Genomic DNA, 15778 nt, shown 5'->3' on the forward strand with positions numbered 1-15778 from the left:
GCGGTCGCCTGCTGCTCGCGCGACGTCGCCGCGATTTCGGCGACCGACGTCGTCACCTGCAGCGACGACTGCTGCGCGCGCGCGACCAGCTCGGTCAGCTCGTCGGCCATCCGGTTGAAGCCCGTCTCGAGCGTGCCGAATTCATCGCGGCGGCGCAGGTCGAGGCGGCGCGTCAGGTTGCCGGTACGCATCACGTCGTGCACCTCGACGAGCCGCGTCATCGGCACGGTGACGGAACGGTACAGCCCGTAGCCCAGCCCCAGCGCGGACAGCAGCACGATCGCCAGCGCGGTCGCGAGCACGACCTCGGTGTCCTGCACGGATTCGCGGATCAGCTTCGCGGACTGGTCGGCGAACTTGCGGTTCTCCTGCACCAGGATATTCGCGTTGCGCACGACCTCGGCCCATGAAGGCTGCACCTTCGCATAGGCGGCGACGGCCTCTTCGCGCGACACGCGACTCTTCTGCACCGCGTCGTTCAGCAGCGGCAGGTAGCGGTCGAAGGCGCCTCGAAACGTCGCGAAGCGCTGGCGGTCGTCATCGCGGAACGTCGTGTTCTGGTAGTCGACCGACAACGACTCGACCTCCTTGAGCGCCTCGCCGATCTTCGCGAAATCGCGCTGCACGAGTTCGGGATCGGTGTCGACGAACGTCGCCTGCTGCAGCGCCGTGAACGATTCGTTGACCGCGCCGCGCAGCGACGCCGCGAGATAGACGCCGGGCAGCGAATCGCGTTCGATGCTGACGGCTTCGCTGTTGATCGCGCGCAGGCGCTCGTAGGACACGCCGGCCATCACCAGCATCAGCACGAACAGCACGCCGAAGCTGATCAGGATACGGTTGCCGAGCGTCAGCCGGGCGGCGCCGCTCGTCGTGTGCAGGCTTTCATTGGTCGCGCGGGGCGTCACGGTGGCCATGTTCGTTATGGGCTTTCTAAAATCAGCGTTGAAAAAATCCGCGCCCGCCTGCGCGCCGGACGGCGCGCCACGAGCGCATCGGGGTCTGCGGGCAACGCGGCACCGGCGGGCCGCGCCGCGAAATCATCGCTCCGCTTGTGCCGGCAGCCGAAGCGCGACCATGAAGCCGCGCGCCGTATTGCGCATCAGGATCTGGCCGCGATGCCGCGCGGCCGTCGCGCGGACGAACGCAAGCCCGAGGCCGAAGCCGCCGCGCGCCGCGCCATGCGCGGATTCGAGCCGCACGAACGACTCGGTCGCGGCCGTGCGCTGCTCGGGCGCGATGCCGGAGCCGGCGTCCTCGACGCCGATCAGCCAGGCACCGTCGTCGTCGCTCAGCGTGCAATGCACGTCCGTACCGGCCGGGCCGTATTTCAGCGCGTTGTCGATCAGGTTCGCGACCGCGCGCGTGAGCATCATGCGGTCGCCCATCGTCACGCACTCGGTGCCGGGCACGTGGGCAACGACCCGGCTGCCGAATCCGGCCGCCTTCTCCCACAGCTGGTCGACCGCGTCGAGCACGATCTCGTTGAGGCTCAGGACCTCGTGCGCGCGGCGTTCCGACTGCGCGCGGGTCAGATGGATGAAGCCGTCGGCGAGCGCGAGCGCGCGCCGGGCGTGGCCGGCAATGCGCTCCATGATCGCCGGCATGTCGCCGTGCTCGGTCCGGTAGACCTCGAGCAGCGCGAGAATCGAGGTCTGCGGCGAGCGCATGTCGTGCGACAGGAAATCCAGTGCTTCGTCGCGCTGCCGCGACATCAGGTACGAATTCGAGTGATAGCGGATGCGCGCGGTCAGCTCCATCGCGTCCGGGAGCTTCACGAGATAGTCGTTCGCGCCGGCGATGAACGCCTCGCGCTTGACGATCGGCTCTTCCTTCGCCGACAGCACGATGATCGGCACGCGTGCGGTGTCGGCGTTCGCGCGCCACGCGCGAACGAGGTCGAGGCCGTCGATGTCCGGCATCACGAGATCCTGCAGGATGACCGTCGGCTTCACGTCGCGCGCGACCGCCATCGCCCGGTGTGCGTCGGTGCACACATGCAGGTCGATATCGTGCTCGCTGCGCAGCGCGCGACGGATCACCTCGCCGACGAACGGCTGATCGTCGACGAGCAGAACCGATAGCCCCGATTCGAGACAATCCGGCGCATTTTCACCGCTGGATTCTTTCATAAATACCGTTTCAAACGCCAAATCTCCAATTGATTCTTTCATAGGAGTTGTTTATCCGACTTGGACGCCATCTTAAAACATGGCGGCAGAGAAATCCGCCTGTGTTGCCGAACTGGCCTGTCGGCATTGCCTCGCGGGGATCCGAACGCCGAATTCACCCCGACGACGGTCGCATTACCTCCGCGCGCTTTCTCTCAATAAAGATAACCGGCTGATTCTAAATGAAATTAGAACACAGCATCTATCTCCTTCCGGTTTAGTTTTGCCAAATATGGTGAGAGAGCGGAATTCAGATAAATCAGATCATTTCCTGGCGCGAAAGACGACAACGTTTGCGAAGCCGCCGCCATGAGGTTTGCATGCGCTGCAAGGCCGCCCGTCGAACGTATCGGGACCGGATTTCGATGCGACGGAATGGGGAAGGTGGAGAGGAGAAAAGCGCGCGCCGCCACCGGATCGGCCGCGACGCGGCACGCATCGAACGCCGCCGGCCGGCGCCGGTGGCGCAGCAAGGCGGCCGTGCGCTCACGCCCGACCGCGCGGCCGGTTACCCGCGCGCGTGCTGCGCGGACACTTCCTGCAGGTCGAGATCGCGCTCGACCATGTGCAGCATCTCGTCGTGAATGCGGCCCGTACGATGCAGGCGCAGCAGCTCCGCGCGCCCGGCCTTGATCGCGGCCAGCACGACGTCGTAGTGCGCGACGCGGACCTCCGCCGGATATTCGGGCTCGTTCTTCGCCCGCTCGGTCAGCTCCGCACGATACGTGTATTGCTCCAGCAGGCGCGGATGAATCACGTTGCCGCTGTCGTCGCGCACCAGCGGCTGGATCGCCGCGAGCTGCGCTGCCTCGATATGCGCCCACGTCTGCGGCTCGGTCAGGTGATGCGCGGCGCGCTCTTCGCGTTGCGGCAGGCGCAGCAGCCGGATCAGCGGCCCGATGGTCGTGCCCTGCAGCAGCACGGTGACGAGGATCACCGCGAACGACGCGACCAGGATCACGTCGCGGCCCGGCAGCGCCTCCGGCAACGACAGCGCGATCGCCAGCGTCACGACCCCGCGCATGCCGGCCCAGCTCATGACCGTCGCGGCCTTCCAGTCGGGCGCGCCGCCGCGCCGCACGATCCCGCGCACCGGCCACTTCAGCACCTCGACGGCATAGATCCACACGAAGCGCGATACGATCACGGCCGCCAGCACCGCGAGCACGGCCGGCATCATCGTGGCGAGCACCTGCTCGAAGCCGCCGAGCCGGTGGATCGCGCCGCGCAGCGACAGCCCGATCAGCACGAACACCAGCGCTTCGAGCAGGAACACGATGACCTGCCAGAACGCGGTGCCGCGCGTGCGCACGGCCGCCGAGAACACCTCGTGCTGATGCCAGCCGACGATCATGCCGGTCGTGACCGTCGCGATCACGCCCGACACCTCGGCCATCTCGCCCGCGATGTATGCGATCCAGCCGGCGATCACCGCGACGGTGACCACCAGGTAGTCGTCGTCGAGCAGCTTCAGGAACCACACGACGAGCTTGCCGACCAGGAAGCCGACCACGACGCCGCCGAGCCCGAGTTCCGCGAAACGCACGACCGCGTGCTCGAGGCTGAACGCGCCCGTCAGCGCGGCGGCGACCGCGAAGCGGAACAGCACCAGGCCCGCCGCGTCGTTCAGCAGGCTCTCCCCTTCGAGCAGCACCATCAGACGGCGCGGCAGCGCGACGCGTTCGAGCACCGCCTTCGCGGCCACCGCATCGGGCGGCGACACGATCGCGCCGAGCGCAAAGCACGCGGCCCACGGCAGCGACGGCACGACCCAGTGCACGGCGAAGCCGACCGCGAACGTCGTGAACACCACCGCGCCGATCGCGAGCAGCAGGATGCCGCCCACATTGCGCTTGAACTCTTCCCACACGGTGAAATACGCGCCGTCCATCAGCAGCGGCGGCAGGAACACGAGCAGCACGAGCTCCGGATCGAGGTTGATCGGCGGCAGGCCGGGAATGAACGCGATGCCGATGCCGCCGATCAGCAGCGCGGCCGCTGGCGGCAACCGCAACCGCTTGGCGATGTATTCGAGCGCAACGATCGCGAGGAATGACAACAGAACCAGCTTGAATGCCGAGACGGGGGACATGAATCGACCTCGTGAGGAATGAATGCGCACGCCAGCCGGTGTCGTACCCCGGTTGGCCATTTCGCGCGATTACATCACGATGCGATGCGTGCAGTCGAGCGCGTTCGGCCGGCGCGGCCCGCATTGCCACGACGATGGCGCACGGCGGACATCGCCGCGATCCGTCGGTGTGCGCCGAAACGAAAACGGCACGCGGGCCGGCGCGATGCGCCCGCCCGCGTGCCGTCATGCGGCGCCTCTCGCGCTAGCGGCGCCGCACGACCATCAGGCGCGGCTCGGTCATGTCCTCGATCGCGTAGCGGATCCCTTCGCGGCCGAGCCCCGAATCCTTCACGCCGCCATACGGCATGTTGTCGACGCGGAACGACGGCACGTCGTTGATCACGACGCCGCCCACCTCCAGTTCGTCCCATGCGCGCTGCGCATGCGCGAGCGAATCGGTGAACACGCCCGCCTGCAGGCCGAAGTCGCTGTCGTTGACGCGCGCGAGCGCATCGTCGAAGCGCTCGAACTTCTCGAGGATCGCGACCGGACCGAATGCCTCCTTCCGGTAGAGGTCCTGTTCGCGGCCGACGTTTTCCAGCAGCGTCGCCTCGAACATCGCGCCGTCGACCTTGCCGCCCGCGACGATCTTCGCGCCCGCCGCGACGGCCGCATCCATCCAGCCCGACAGGCGGCGCGATTCGGATTCCGAGATCATCGGGCCGACGAACGTCGACGGATCCTTCGGATCGCCCATCTTCAGCGAACGCGTCTTCGCGACCAGCTTGTCGCGCAGCGCGTCGTACAGGTCCGCATGCACGAGGATCCGCTGCACGCCGATACAGCTCTGGCCCGACTGGTAATACGCGCCGAACGCGAGACGCTCGACCACGTAGTCGAGCTGGTCGTGCTGGTCCGCGTCGACGATCGCCGCCGCGTTGCCGCCGAGCTCCAGCACGACTTTCTTCTTGCCGGCCTTCTCCTTCAGCGCCCAGCCCACGGCGGGCGAGCCCGTAAACGACAGCAGCCTGAAGCGCTCGTCGGTCGTGAACAGGTCCGCGCCGTCGCGATGCGCGGGCAACACCGAGAATGCGCCCTTCGGCAGGTCGGTTTCGGCGAGCACCTCGCCGATGATCAGCGCGCCGATCGGCGTGCGGCTCGCGGGTTTCAGCACGAACGGACAGCCAGCGGCCAGCGCCGGTGCGACCTTGTGCGCGGCGAGGTTCAACGGGAAGTTGAACGGCGAGATGAACGAGCACGGGCCGATCGGCACACGCCGCGTATAGCCGGTGTAGCCTTGCGCGCGGGCCGAGATCTCGAGGTTGATCACTTCGCCGTCGATGCGCACCGACTCCTCGGACGCGACGCGGAACGTATCGATCAGCCGCGTCACTTCGCCCTTTGAATCATTGATCGGCTTGCCGGCCTCGATGCACAGCGCCTCGGCCAGCTCGTCGAAGCGCTCGCGAAAGCGCGCGACACAGTGGTCGAGCACCGCCTGCCGCCTGTAGGCCGGCAACTCGCGCATCGGCTTCGCGGCGTCGACCGCCGCGCCGATGGCCGCATCGATCGCCTTCGCGTCGGCCAGCGCGACGCGTGTCGCGACCTTGCCGCTGAACTTGTCGGTGACTTCGAGATCGGTGTTCGCGTAGACGGCCTCGTTGGCCAGATAGTACGGATAGGTATCCTTCAGCATGGAACGCTCCTTCCGGTGAACGGCGGATTCAGAGTTGCGCCGACAGGCGCTTGATTTCGCGGTTGAGCACGCGCTCGTTGTCCGAATAGTCGATCGGCACGTCGATCACGTGCACGCCCGGCGTCGCGAAGCAGTCGCGCAGCAGCGGCCCGAGATCGTCGGCCGCTTCGACGCGATGCCCGTGCGCGCCGTAGCTCTGCGCATACGACACGAAATCGGGGTTCTTCAGCGTCATCGCGAAATCGGGGAAGTTCATGTTTTCCTGCTTCCAGCGGATCATCCCGAACGCATCGTCGCGCAGGATCATCACGACGATGTCGAGCTTCAGCCGCACGGCCGTTTCGAGTTCCTGCGAATTCATCATGAAGCCGCCGTCGCCGCAGACGGCGATCACCTTGCGCTGCGGATGCACGATCTTCGTCGCGATCGCCGACGGCAGGCCGGCGCCCATCGACGCGAGCGCGTTGTCGAGCAGCAGCGAGTTCGGTTCGTGCGCGCGCCAGTAGCGCGCGAACCAGATCTTGTACATCCCGTTGTCGAGACAGACGATCCCGTCGACCGGCAGCGCGTTGTACAAGTCGTTCACGATCCGCACCGGGTACATCGGGAAGCGCGGATCGTGCTGGCCCTTCTCGAGGTGCGCGTCGAAATGCGCCTTGATCATCTTGAAGCGCTCGAAATCCCAGTGCGATTGCGGCGTCACCGCTTCCTTCATCTGCCACACCGCGTTCGCGATGTCGCCGACCACTTCGATCTGCGGGAAGTAGACGGGATCGACCTGCGCGCCGAGGAAGTTCACGTGGATCACGGTCTTGTCGTCCGTGCGCATGAAGAACGGCGGTTTCTCGATCACGTCGTGGCCGACGTTGATGATGCAGTCCGCGTGCTCGATCGCGCGGTGCACGAAGTCGCCGTCGGACAGCGTCGCGTTGCCGAGCCACAGCGGATGCGTTTCGTCGATCACGCCCTTGCCCATCTGCGTCGTGAAGAACGGGATGCCCGTCTTGTCGACGAATTCGAGCAGCATCTTGCAGGTCGTCTTGCGGTTGCCGCCCGCGCCGATCATCAGCAGCGGGTGACGCGCGGCCTGGATCGCGTCGACCGCGTGCGCGACCGCCTTCTCCTCCGCCACCGGCCGCCGGCTGTAGCTGCGCGGAATCGGCTTGCCGTCGCCCTCCTCGTGCGCGATGTCTTCCGGCAGTTCGAGGTGCGCGGCGCCCGGGCGCTCCTCCTCCGCGCGGCGGAACGCCTCGCGCACCGCCGACGGAATGTTGCCGATCGACACGATCTGCCGCGTGAACTTCGTGAGCGGCTGCATCATGTCGACGACGTCGACGATCTGGAAGTGGCCCTGCTTGCTGGACTTGATCGGCTTCTGCCCCGTGATCATCAGCATCGGCATGCCGCCGAGCTGCGCATACGCGGCGGCCGTCACGAAGTTGGTCGCGCCCGGCCCGAGCGTCGCGAGACACACGCCGGTGCGGCCCGTCAGGCGGCCGTAGGTGGCGGCCATGAACCCGGCCGCCTGCTCGTGCCGGGTCAGCACGAGCTTGATCTTCGAGCGCCGCAGCGATTCGAGCAGATCGAGGTTTTCCTCGCCGGGAATGCCGAACACGTACTCGACGCCTTCGGCTTCCAGCGCCTTCACGAACAGATCCGATGCTTTCATGGGGGACTCTCGGTTGATGCCGCCTGGCCGGCTTACGGGCGCGCGACGTTCAGAACGCGCGCCGGCCTACGGCACGCGGACGCTTTACCTACTGGACACTGACCACGGCACTGCCCGCCGTGCAACGCACAGCGGCGCCTCCCTGTGCAGGAGGACAAACGGATTCACCCGCGCGCGGCAAGCACGCGCGGGCGGCAAGGACGTTTTTGATTGTAGACGGATTCGCGGAATTCCGACTTCGGCCGAATGGCCGGGTCCGGCCGCGCGAAAGGGTCGGCCTGACGGCCAATTCGACCTCAAGCGGCGCGCGCGGCCCTATCGTCGGGGGCAAGCCAATTTCATTCATCGAACCTGTGAACCATGGTTGACATGCCGAGATCCATGCCCTACAGTGCCCCTACGTTCAGTATCCGGACCACCGATGTCTTCGACGCGTGGTTTGCCGGCCTGCAGGATCGCGTCGCCAGGCGGCGCATCCAGGCCCGCATCGACCGCCTGTCGATGGGCACTCCGGGCGCCTGGAAATCCGCCGGCTCGCCCGTCGTCGAAATGCGTATCGACCACGGCCCCGGTTATCGCGTCCACTACGTCAGGCGCGGAACGATATGGGTGATCCTGCTCTGCGGCGGCGACAAGTCGACGCAACAGGCGGACATCCGCGCCGCCCACGCGATGCTCGAGCGGCTCGATCTGGAGTAACCGATGGACAAGATCAAGACCCGGCCGTGGGATTCGGCCGAACACCTGAAGACCGACGACGACATGGCCGACTACTTCGAGGCCTGCCTGCAGGAAGCCGGCGACGACCCGGCCTTCATCGCGCATGCGCTCGGCGTGATCGCCCGCGCGCGCGGCATGTCGCAGGTCGCGCGCGACGCGGGCCTGTCGCGCGAAGGGCTGTACAAGGCGCTGTCGCACGACGGCAATCCGAGCTTCGGCACGATCCTGAAGGTGATCAAGGCGCTCGGCCTGCAACTGCACGGCGCGAAAGCGCACGCGTGATGCGGCGGCACACGATGCCGCGCCACATGCTCGACGCTCGGGGCCGCATCAATGCAGCCACTCCGCGGCCCAGCGCGGCACCAGCGACACCAGATACAGCCCGAGCCCGATCAGCCCGCCGACCAGCGTGCCGTTGATGCGGATGTACTGCAGGTCCTTGCCGATGTTCAGCTCGATCTGCCGCGACATCTCGCGCGCATCCCAGTTGCGCACCGTGTCGCGGATGTGACGCATCAGGAAATCCGCGAAATCCGGCGCCATCTCGTGCACGGCCTTCTCGATGTGCTCGTTCAGCGACGCGCGCAGCGCCGGGCTCTCCGCGAGCCGCGCGCCGAGCCAGCCGCCGAGCGTCGCGGCCTGCCGGTGCAGCGTCGAATCGGGCCGTGCGAGATCGGCCTTCAGCCATGCGCGCAACTGGTCCCACAGATCGCGCACGTAGTCGTTGAACGCGTCACCATCGCGGATGTAGCGCTTGATCTCGTCGCCCTTCGCGATGAACGCCGGGTCGTGCTTCAGCCGCTCGGTCAGCCGCACGACCGTGCGGTCGAAGCGCTGCCGCAGCTCGTGTTCGGGATCGGCCGCCACGCCCTCGAGCACGCTGCTCACCGCGCTCGCCAGCATGCGCGCGCCGTTCTCGCCGAACCACTGCGTCGGCATGATCTTCTCGATCTTCGGGTATTGCGTCTTCAGCCATTCGACGATGAAGCCCGCGATCACCTCGCGGTTCTCCTCCTTGTCGAGCACGTCGACCACCTGTTCGATCGCGTCGTCGAGCAGCGCCTGGTGGCGGCCGTCCTTCGTCAGCGTGTCGAGGATCGCGCCGGCCGATTGCGACAGGTCGATCCGGTCGATCACCGCGCGGAACGCGTCGTGCACGAACGACTGGATCCGCGCGTCGTCGGTCATGTCGAGCGCGAAGCTCATCAGCTTCGTCACGTAGCCGCCGAGCGCGTCGGTGTTCGCGGGCTCGCCGAGCCATGCGCCGAGCTTCTGCGCGGGATCGTGCTGGCGGATCTGCGCGGCGAGCGCGTCGGGGCCGAGGAATTTCTCGCGCACGAACACCGCGAGGTTGTCGGCGATCTTGTCCTTGTTCTTCGGGATGATTTCGGTGTGGCGCGACACGAACGGGATCGGCACGCGGCGGAACAGCGCGACGACCGCGAACCAGTCGGCGAGCGCGCCGACCATCGCAGCCTCGGCCACCGCCTTGAAGCCGTCGACCCACGGGCCGCGCGGCAGCAGGATCGTCGTGACGAATACCGCGACGGCGGCCAGCAGCAGCCAGAGCGCGCGGCGCTTGCTGCGTTTCAGTTCGAGGGCTTTGTCTGTCGTCATGGGCGACCGGTGAAACGGCAATGCCGCTAATATGCACCGATCGCCGGCCCGCGACAAACCCGAGCGCATTGCGCGCGCCGGGAATGTTGTCCCGAACGGGTTTCCTCCTGCGTTTGAGCGATCCGACGCGAACACGGCCGCCCCGGCCGCATTCGCGCGTTGCCTCAGAGAAACGTCTTCAGGTTCACCGCCGGATCGGCAAGCTTCGCCGGATCGGGCACGGCCCCTGCCGCAATCAACCGCCGCGACGCGCCGATGTCGCGCCCCAGGTTCGCCGCGGCCACCGCGACGATCTTCCCGTCGTCGCCCAGCCCGAACACCGTGAACGGCCCGCTCGCGGGATCGCCGCGCACGACGGTCGTCCGTTCGCTGCCGAACAGCCCGAGCATCTGCAGGTTGCAGTCGTACTGATCGGACCACAGCCAGGGCAGCTCGGCATAGGTTTCGTCCGCGCCGAGCAGGTTCGCGGCCGCGACGGCCGGCTGGTTTTCCGCGACCTGCCACGACTCGATCCGTACGTGGCGACCGAGCAGCGGATTGAAGTGCATCGTCACCTCGCCGGCGGCGAAGATCGCGCGATCGGCCGTCCGGCATCCCGCATCGACACGGATCCCGTTGTCGACCTCGAGGCCGGCCGCCTGCGCGAGCTCGACATTGGGCACGACGCCGATCCCGACTACCACGATATCGGCCGGCACGTCGCCGCGATCGGTCTCGACGATCGCGCCGCCGCCCGGGGCGCGGCGAATCGCGCGCGGCAGCGTCGCCATCTGGAAGAGCACGCCGCGCGCGTCATGCAGTTGCCGCGCATACGCGCCGACGACTTCCGGCAACGCACGCTGCAGCAGGCGCGCAGCCGGGTCGATCACCGTCACGTCGCAACCGAGCTGGCGCGCCGCGGCCGCCACTTCGAGGCCGATGAAGCCGCCGCCGAGCACCGCCACGCGACGCCCCGGCGCGAGCTGCGCGCGCAACGCACGCGCGTCGGCCACGGTGCGCACGTAATGCGGGACGACGCCTTCGTCGACCGGCCCGCCGAACGCACGCACGCGCGAACCGGTCGCGAGCACGAGCCGCGTGTACGGCACCGTCGCATCGTTATCGAGCCGCACACGCTGCGCGGCGCGGTCGATCGCGTCGACGCGCGAGCCGAGCCGCAACTCGATGCGCTGCGCGTCGTACCACGCGGCGTCGCGGATGAACGCGCGCTGCTCGCCGCCGTCCGACAGCAGCGCGTCCTTCGACAGCGCGGGCCGGTCGTACGGCAGCTCGCGCTCCGCGCCGATCATCACGATGCGTGCGTCGGCGTCGCGCGCGCGCAGCGCCTCGGCCGTACGCCGCGCCGCGTGGCCGGCGCCGACGATCACGAACGGGTCAGCCGACATTGACTTCCACCTGCCCGTCGACGATCCGGATCGGATAGGTCCGCACCGGCTCGGTGATCGGCGCGCATTTCGGCGCACCCGTGCGAATGTCGATCAGCCCCTGGTGCAGCGGGCATTCGACGCAGCCGTCTTCCACATAGCCTTCGGACAAGCGCGCGTGACCATGCGAACAGAGGTCATGCATCGCGAACAGTTCGTCGCCGATCCGGAACACCGCGATCGGCTTCTGGCCGGCGACGCGTGCCGCCGGTTCGTCTTCGGAGAATTCGTCGAATGTGCCCAGCGGGTGCCATTCGGCGAGGGTTGCTTCGGTCATGTCGTTTCCTTGGCTGTCGGATCGGTCAGATCGGGGTGGCGAGCAGCGTCTGCACGCGCGACGTGTCGTAGATCACGCGCTTGGTCTTGTAGCGCAGCCCGTCAGGCGTGCGCACGACCGTGTCGTAATACTTGCCGGCCTGGTACACGTTCGATTCGCCGTTGCTGCGCGTCTGCACGACCACGTAGTTGCTCTCGGTGTCGATCTCGCCGTCGCGTTCGGCGACGATCGTGAGGCCCGACGTCATGTGCCGGTACGTGTGCTCTTCGAAGATGTTCGCGTGCCGCAGCGACACCACGCGGTCGCGCAGCATCCGCTGGTTCGTGCAGTGGACGATCCCGACCGGCAGCCCGAGATCCGCGTTCTCCTTCGGCACGATCTCGTACGTGCAGTCCTCGGTGAACATCTCCGGCCAGCGTTCGAGCCGGTCGTTGTCGAGGTGGCCGATGTAGCGGTTCTGGAGCATGTAAATCTCGAACCACGTCTTCATGTCTTCCGTCAGGTTTTCCATCGTTCCGCGCTCCCGCTTCAATAGCCCATCAGCTTCTGATAACCGACCCAGAACTTGCGGATCAGGCTTTCGGTGATCACCGTGTCCTGCTGGTCAGGGTTGCCGCGCGACATCTCGATCACCGACGTCGCATCGGCGTCGCGCACCGTGCCGCGCTGCACGAGTTCGGTCGCCTCCGTGTCCTCCATCGAGATGTAGCCGGCCGGCCCGACGAGGTTCGCCTGCTTGATGCGCAGCGCGCGCAGCTCGGGCGTGTCGTCCGCGTAGCCGAAGAAGTGGAAGATCAGCTCGAAGTTGTCCGGCCCCTTCGGCAGGATCTGGCGCGCGACCAGCGTGTTGTGGATCTGCTGGATCACGAGCTGCGGGAAGATCGGCTGGATGTGGTTCGTGCAGTCCTCGTCGTATTCCGACACGAGATCGAGGATCGACTCGTCTTCGAGATGGAAACCCTCGTCGAACGAGCGGATGTTCTGCTGCTTGTACGCGGCCGACGTGTCGTCGCCCGTCTTCGTCACCGTGATGATGCTGTGCAGCCCGTGGTTCGCATCGGGAATCGAGCGCGCCTTCATCCCGACGCGGAAGATGTTGAAGGTCGTATGGAACAGGTGCAGCATGCTCGCGTGATACGGATCCTTCACGTTCTCCATGTACAGCTTCCAGTTCGACTTCGAATACTGGCGCGTGCAGCCGAGATACTCGATCGGCTTGTGGAAGATCCGGTCGATCCACGGACGCATCTGCTCGCCCAGGTATTCGGGCAGCGGCGCCACGTCGTCGCTGAAGGTTGCGAACACGAGCCCGCGATAGCTGTCGACGCGCAGCTTGCGCAGCCCGTGCTGCTTCGGGTCGAAGTCGGCCGGCATCCCGGTCATCCCCTTCTGGCCGCGCCGGAACGGCACGCCGAGCAGGTTGCCCTGGTTGTCGAAGCTCCACTGGTGGTAGACGCACGTGTGCGAGCTCGCGTTGCCGCGCGACTTGCGGCAGACCTGCGCGCCGCGGTGCGCGCAGCGGTTCACCCAGGCTGACAGCGTGCCGTCCTCGGTGCGCGTGACGACGACCGGCGTATCGCCGACGAACGTGCTCTTGAAGTCGCCGGCGTTCGGGATTTCCGCTTCCAGCGCGACGAAATTCCAGGTCGGCCCGCGGAAGATGCGTTCCTGCTCGCGATCGTAGACCGCGCGCGAGCTGAACACCTTGTACGGCACGCGCGAACCGTCTTCGTGCGGAAAGCGCACATCGGACGCGTCGTCACGCGTGGCGAATACGACGGGCGATTCTGTCTGCTCCATGTCGGACTCCTTGTGGTTCCGTTTCGTTGATTCCATGGAGCCGATTTTTGAAAAGCTAATATTCGGCGTCTATCCGGAAAGTGTGATTGCGGCGGCGCAATATCCACTTTCGGCGGATTTCTGCGCTAGCATGGCGACACACGCGACCCGGCGCACGATCGCGACCCATTCGTCGGATCGAAGCGCGCGTCCACACCAAGGCCGATGCCCATGTCCCCAACGTCGTTCGAGCCGCTTGCGCTGCGCGCGCACCGGCTGTTCGAATCCCGCGATCTCGACGAGACGCGCGAGCGGATCTCGCGCGTGATGCAGCCGCACGCGCTGCTGCCGAGCGGGCGCGTGCAAGGCGCATCGCATATGGATTTCGTCCGGCTCGGCGGCCTCGGGATCGGCACCATCGCGTTCGGCGACGCGATGCGCGTGCAGGTCGACGCCGTCGACGGCTATTACCTGCTGATGTTCTGCCTGTCCGGGCAGGCGGAAGTCCACGCGATGGGGCGCCGGCTCGGCGTCGACGGGCAGACGGGCGTGCTGTGCGCGCCCGGCGAGCGCTTCGACGCGGTGCTCTCCGCCGACTGCGAGCAGTTCGTGCTGCGCATCGATGCCGCGACCGTCGGCTCGCTGACCGGCGATCCGCGCGCGATGCTCGACCCCGTGCTGCACATCAGCGATGCCGCGCTCGCCGCGTGGCGCCAGCAGCTGATGCTCGTCGCCCGCTCGCCCGAGCTGCTCGAACGTGCGAATGCCAACCCGCGCGTCGCGTCGCAGCTCGAGCACCTGCTGATCGATCTGCTGATCGAAGGCCACCCGCCGTCGGTACCGAGCGCGCGCCTCGATCCCGCGCCGGGGTTCGTGCGGCGCGCGCAGGAGTTCGTGAACGCGCACTACGCGCAACCGCTGCAGCTCGCCGATATCGTCCAGGCCGCCAACGTGCCGGAGCGGACGCTGCGCGACGCCTTCCTGCAGTTCCGCGGGATGAGCCCGATGCAATACCTGCGCGCGACGCGGCTCGAGCATGCGCGGGAGTTGCTGCGCGGGTCGGCGTCCAAGCGACGGATCGCCGATATCGCGCTCGATTGCGGGTTCACGCACCTCGGGCGGTTCGCGATCGCGTACCGGGAGAAATTCGGCGAATCGCCGTCGGAGACGCTCGACGGGATGCGGTAGGCGGGTGCCGGGCTTGTCGGGCTCGGCTGCCTTGCTGCCTTGCTGCCTTGCTGCCTTGCTGCCTTAGCGCCTTACCGGCCTGATCGGCTCGCTGCGCGCCTGCATCTACGGCAAATGACATCGCATCGCGATGCCCTCTCCGCATTTGGCGTAGCGTGGTGAAATTGACCGTTAGTTGCAATTGATACGGAAACGGCCGGCCCTACGCCGCCGGCGCGATCATCGCCCGCGCGATCGCGCAGAACGCGGTCGTCGCGGCGCTTTCGCCGTGCAGCCGGCGGCTCATGATGATCGGCGACGTCGCCGTGGGTTCCGGCAGCCGCCGGTAGACGACGCCCTTCACGCGCACGCCTTCCACGCTTTCCGGCACCAGCGACACGCCCACCTGCGCGGCGACGAGCCCAAGCGCCGTCTGCAGTTCGCGCACCTCGTGCACGGCCGCGGGCACGAGCGCGCCGTCGCGCAGCGCGGACAACTGCTGGTCCGCGAAGCTCGGCCGCGGCGTGCTCGGATAGACGATCAGCGTCTCGTTCGCGATGTCCGCGAGCGTCAGCGGCCGGTCCGGATCGGCGAGCGGATGGCCGACCGGCAGCGCCGCGATCAGCTTTTCCTCGATCAGCGCCTCGCGCACGAGCTGGTCGTCGTCGAAGCGCAGGCGGCCGAACCCGACGTCGATCCGCCCGCCCTTCAGCGCGCCGAGTTGCTCGAGCGTGAACATTTCGATCAACGACAGCTCGACGTCCGGCTGCGCCTCGCGAAACGCGCGGATCACGTCCGGCAGCGCGCCATAGAGCGTCGACGGCACGAAGCCGATCACGATCCGCTCCGACAACTGCGCGAGCCGCCGCGTCAGCGGGCCGAGCTCGTCGGCCTGTTCGACGACCCGCGTCGCCTGCGCATAGAACACGCGGCCCGCGTCGGTCAGTTTCAGCGGCCGCGCGCCGCGCTCGAACAGCGGCAGCCCGACCTCGTCCTCGATCGCCTGGAGCTGGCGGCTCAGCGGCGGCTGCGTCATGTGCAGCCGCTCCGCGGCCCGCGTGATGTTCATCTCCTCCGCGACGGCGATGAAGTACCGGAGCTGGCGCAATTCCATTTCATGCCTCAAAGGTATGGAAGTAGTCGGAAAGAGTGTTGGACGACGCCGGGCGGGAATTCCTACCATG

The 15778-nt window shown here is 67.0% G+C and carries 14 protein-coding genes; 3 read left to right on the forward strand and 11 right to left on the reverse strand.

The features are described 5' to 3' along the window. The 5 genes from DID98_RS24250 to DID98_RS24275 all read right to left on the reverse strand — a co-directional run. Nucleotides 1-917: methyl-accepting chemotaxis protein (locus tag DID98_RS24250; RefSeq protein WP_148091649.1), on the reverse strand; the 917-nt coding region annotated here is incomplete at its 3' end. Between the two features lie 123 nt (nt 918-1040). Then, entirely contained in the window at nt 1041-2174 is a 1134-nt protein-coding gene (locus DID98_RS24260) for a hybrid sensor histidine kinase/response regulator (protein ID WP_044847544.1), read from the reverse strand. 505 nt (nt 2175-2679) lie between these two features. After that, nucleotides 2680-4263 carry a Na+/H+ antiporter gene (locus DID98_RS24265; RefSeq protein ID WP_044847545.1) on the reverse strand — a complete coding sequence of 528 codons (1584 nt, stop codon included), beginning with the start codon at nt 4261-4263 and terminating at the stop codon, nt 2680-2682. 244 nt (nt 4264-4507) lie between these two features. Continuing rightward, nucleotides 4508-5941: an aldehyde dehydrogenase family protein gene (locus DID98_RS24270; protein WP_124520318.1), complete on the reverse strand. Its 1434-nt coding sequence runs from the start codon at nt 5939-5941 to the stop codon at nt 4508-4510. Nucleotides 5942-5969: 28 nt separating this feature from the next. Further along, the gene (locus tag DID98_RS24275; protein ID WP_044847547.1) at nt 5970-7610 is read right to left on the reverse strand and encodes an acetolactate synthase large subunit; all 1641 of its coding nucleotides are present in this window, start codon (nt 7608-7610) and stop codon (nt 5970-5972) included. Nucleotides 7611-7991: 381 nt separating this feature from the next. On the opposite strand from DID98_RS24275, the gene DID98_RS24285 reads away from it, so the two are divergent. Both DID98_RS24285 and DID98_RS24290 read left to right on the forward strand, forming a co-directional pair. Next, nucleotides 7992-8309 (forward strand): type II toxin-antitoxin system RelE/ParE family toxin, encoded by a 318-nt coding sequence (locus tag DID98_RS24285; protein WP_124523764.1) that lies wholly within the window; start codon nt 7992-7994, stop codon nt 8307-8309. Nucleotides 8310-8312: 3 nt separating this feature from the next. Then, nucleotides 8313-8612 carry an addiction module antidote protein gene (locus tag DID98_RS24290; RefSeq protein WP_006750245.1) on the forward strand — a complete coding sequence of 100 codons (300 nt, stop codon included), beginning with the start codon at nt 8313-8315 and terminating at the stop codon, nt 8610-8612. A 48-nt stretch (nt 8613-8660) separates the two neighbouring features. Here DID98_RS24290 and DID98_RS24295 read toward each other — a convergent pair whose 3' ends face one another. The 5 genes from DID98_RS24295 to andAc form a co-directional block, all read right to left on the reverse strand. Next, entirely contained in the window at nt 8661-9947 is a 1287-nt protein-coding gene (locus tag DID98_RS24295; RefSeq protein ID WP_124520320.1) for a DUF445 domain-containing protein, read from the reverse strand. A 164-nt stretch (nt 9948-10111) separates the two neighbouring features. After that, nucleotides 10112-11332 carry an anthranilate 1,2-dioxygenase system ferredoxin--NAD(+) reductase gene (andAa, locus tag DID98_RS24300; RefSeq protein WP_124488770.1) on the reverse strand — a complete coding sequence of 407 codons (1221 nt, stop codon included), beginning with the start codon at nt 11330-11332 and terminating at the stop codon, nt 10112-10114. Then, a complete protein-coding gene (andAb, locus tag DID98_RS24305; protein ID WP_044847551.1) occupies nt 11322-11648 on the reverse strand; it encodes an anthranilate 1,2-dioxygenase ferredoxin subunit AndAb in 327 nt (108 codons plus the stop codon). The genes andAa and andAb overlap by 11 nt, the downstream gene beginning before the upstream one ends. A 25-nt stretch (nt 11649-11673) precedes the next feature. Continuing rightward, entirely contained in the window at nt 11674-12159 is a 486-nt protein-coding gene (gene andAd, locus DID98_RS24310; RefSeq protein WP_044847552.1) for an anthranilate 1,2-dioxygenase small subunit AndAd, read from the reverse strand. Between the two features lie 17 nt (nt 12160-12176). Beyond that, the gene (andAc, locus tag DID98_RS24315; RefSeq protein WP_044847583.1) at nt 12177-13448 is read right to left on the reverse strand and encodes an anthranilate 1,2-dioxygenase large subunit AndAc; all 1272 of its coding nucleotides are present in this window, start codon (nt 13446-13448) and stop codon (nt 12177-12179) included. A gap of 210 nt (nt 13449-13658) precedes the next feature. On the opposite strand from andAc, the gene andR reads away from it, so the two are divergent. After that, nucleotides 13659-14615: an anthranilate 1,2-dioxygenase regulatory protein AndR gene (gene andR / locus DID98_RS24320; RefSeq protein WP_124488772.1), complete on the forward strand. Its 957-nt coding sequence runs from the start codon at nt 13659-13661 to the stop codon at nt 14613-14615. Between the two features lie 202 nt (nt 14616-14817). Here andR and DID98_RS24325 read toward each other — a convergent pair whose 3' ends face one another. Next, entirely contained in the window at nt 14818-15708 is an 891-nt protein-coding gene (locus DID98_RS24325) for a LysR family transcriptional regulator (RefSeq protein ID WP_044847554.1), read from the reverse strand. Nucleotides 15709-15778: the final 70 nt, after the last annotated feature.

Source organism: Burkholderia sp. Bp8984, assembly GCF_003853755.1.
Lineage (GTDB): Bacteria > Pseudomonadota > Gammaproteobacteria > Burkholderiales > Burkholderiaceae > Burkholderia.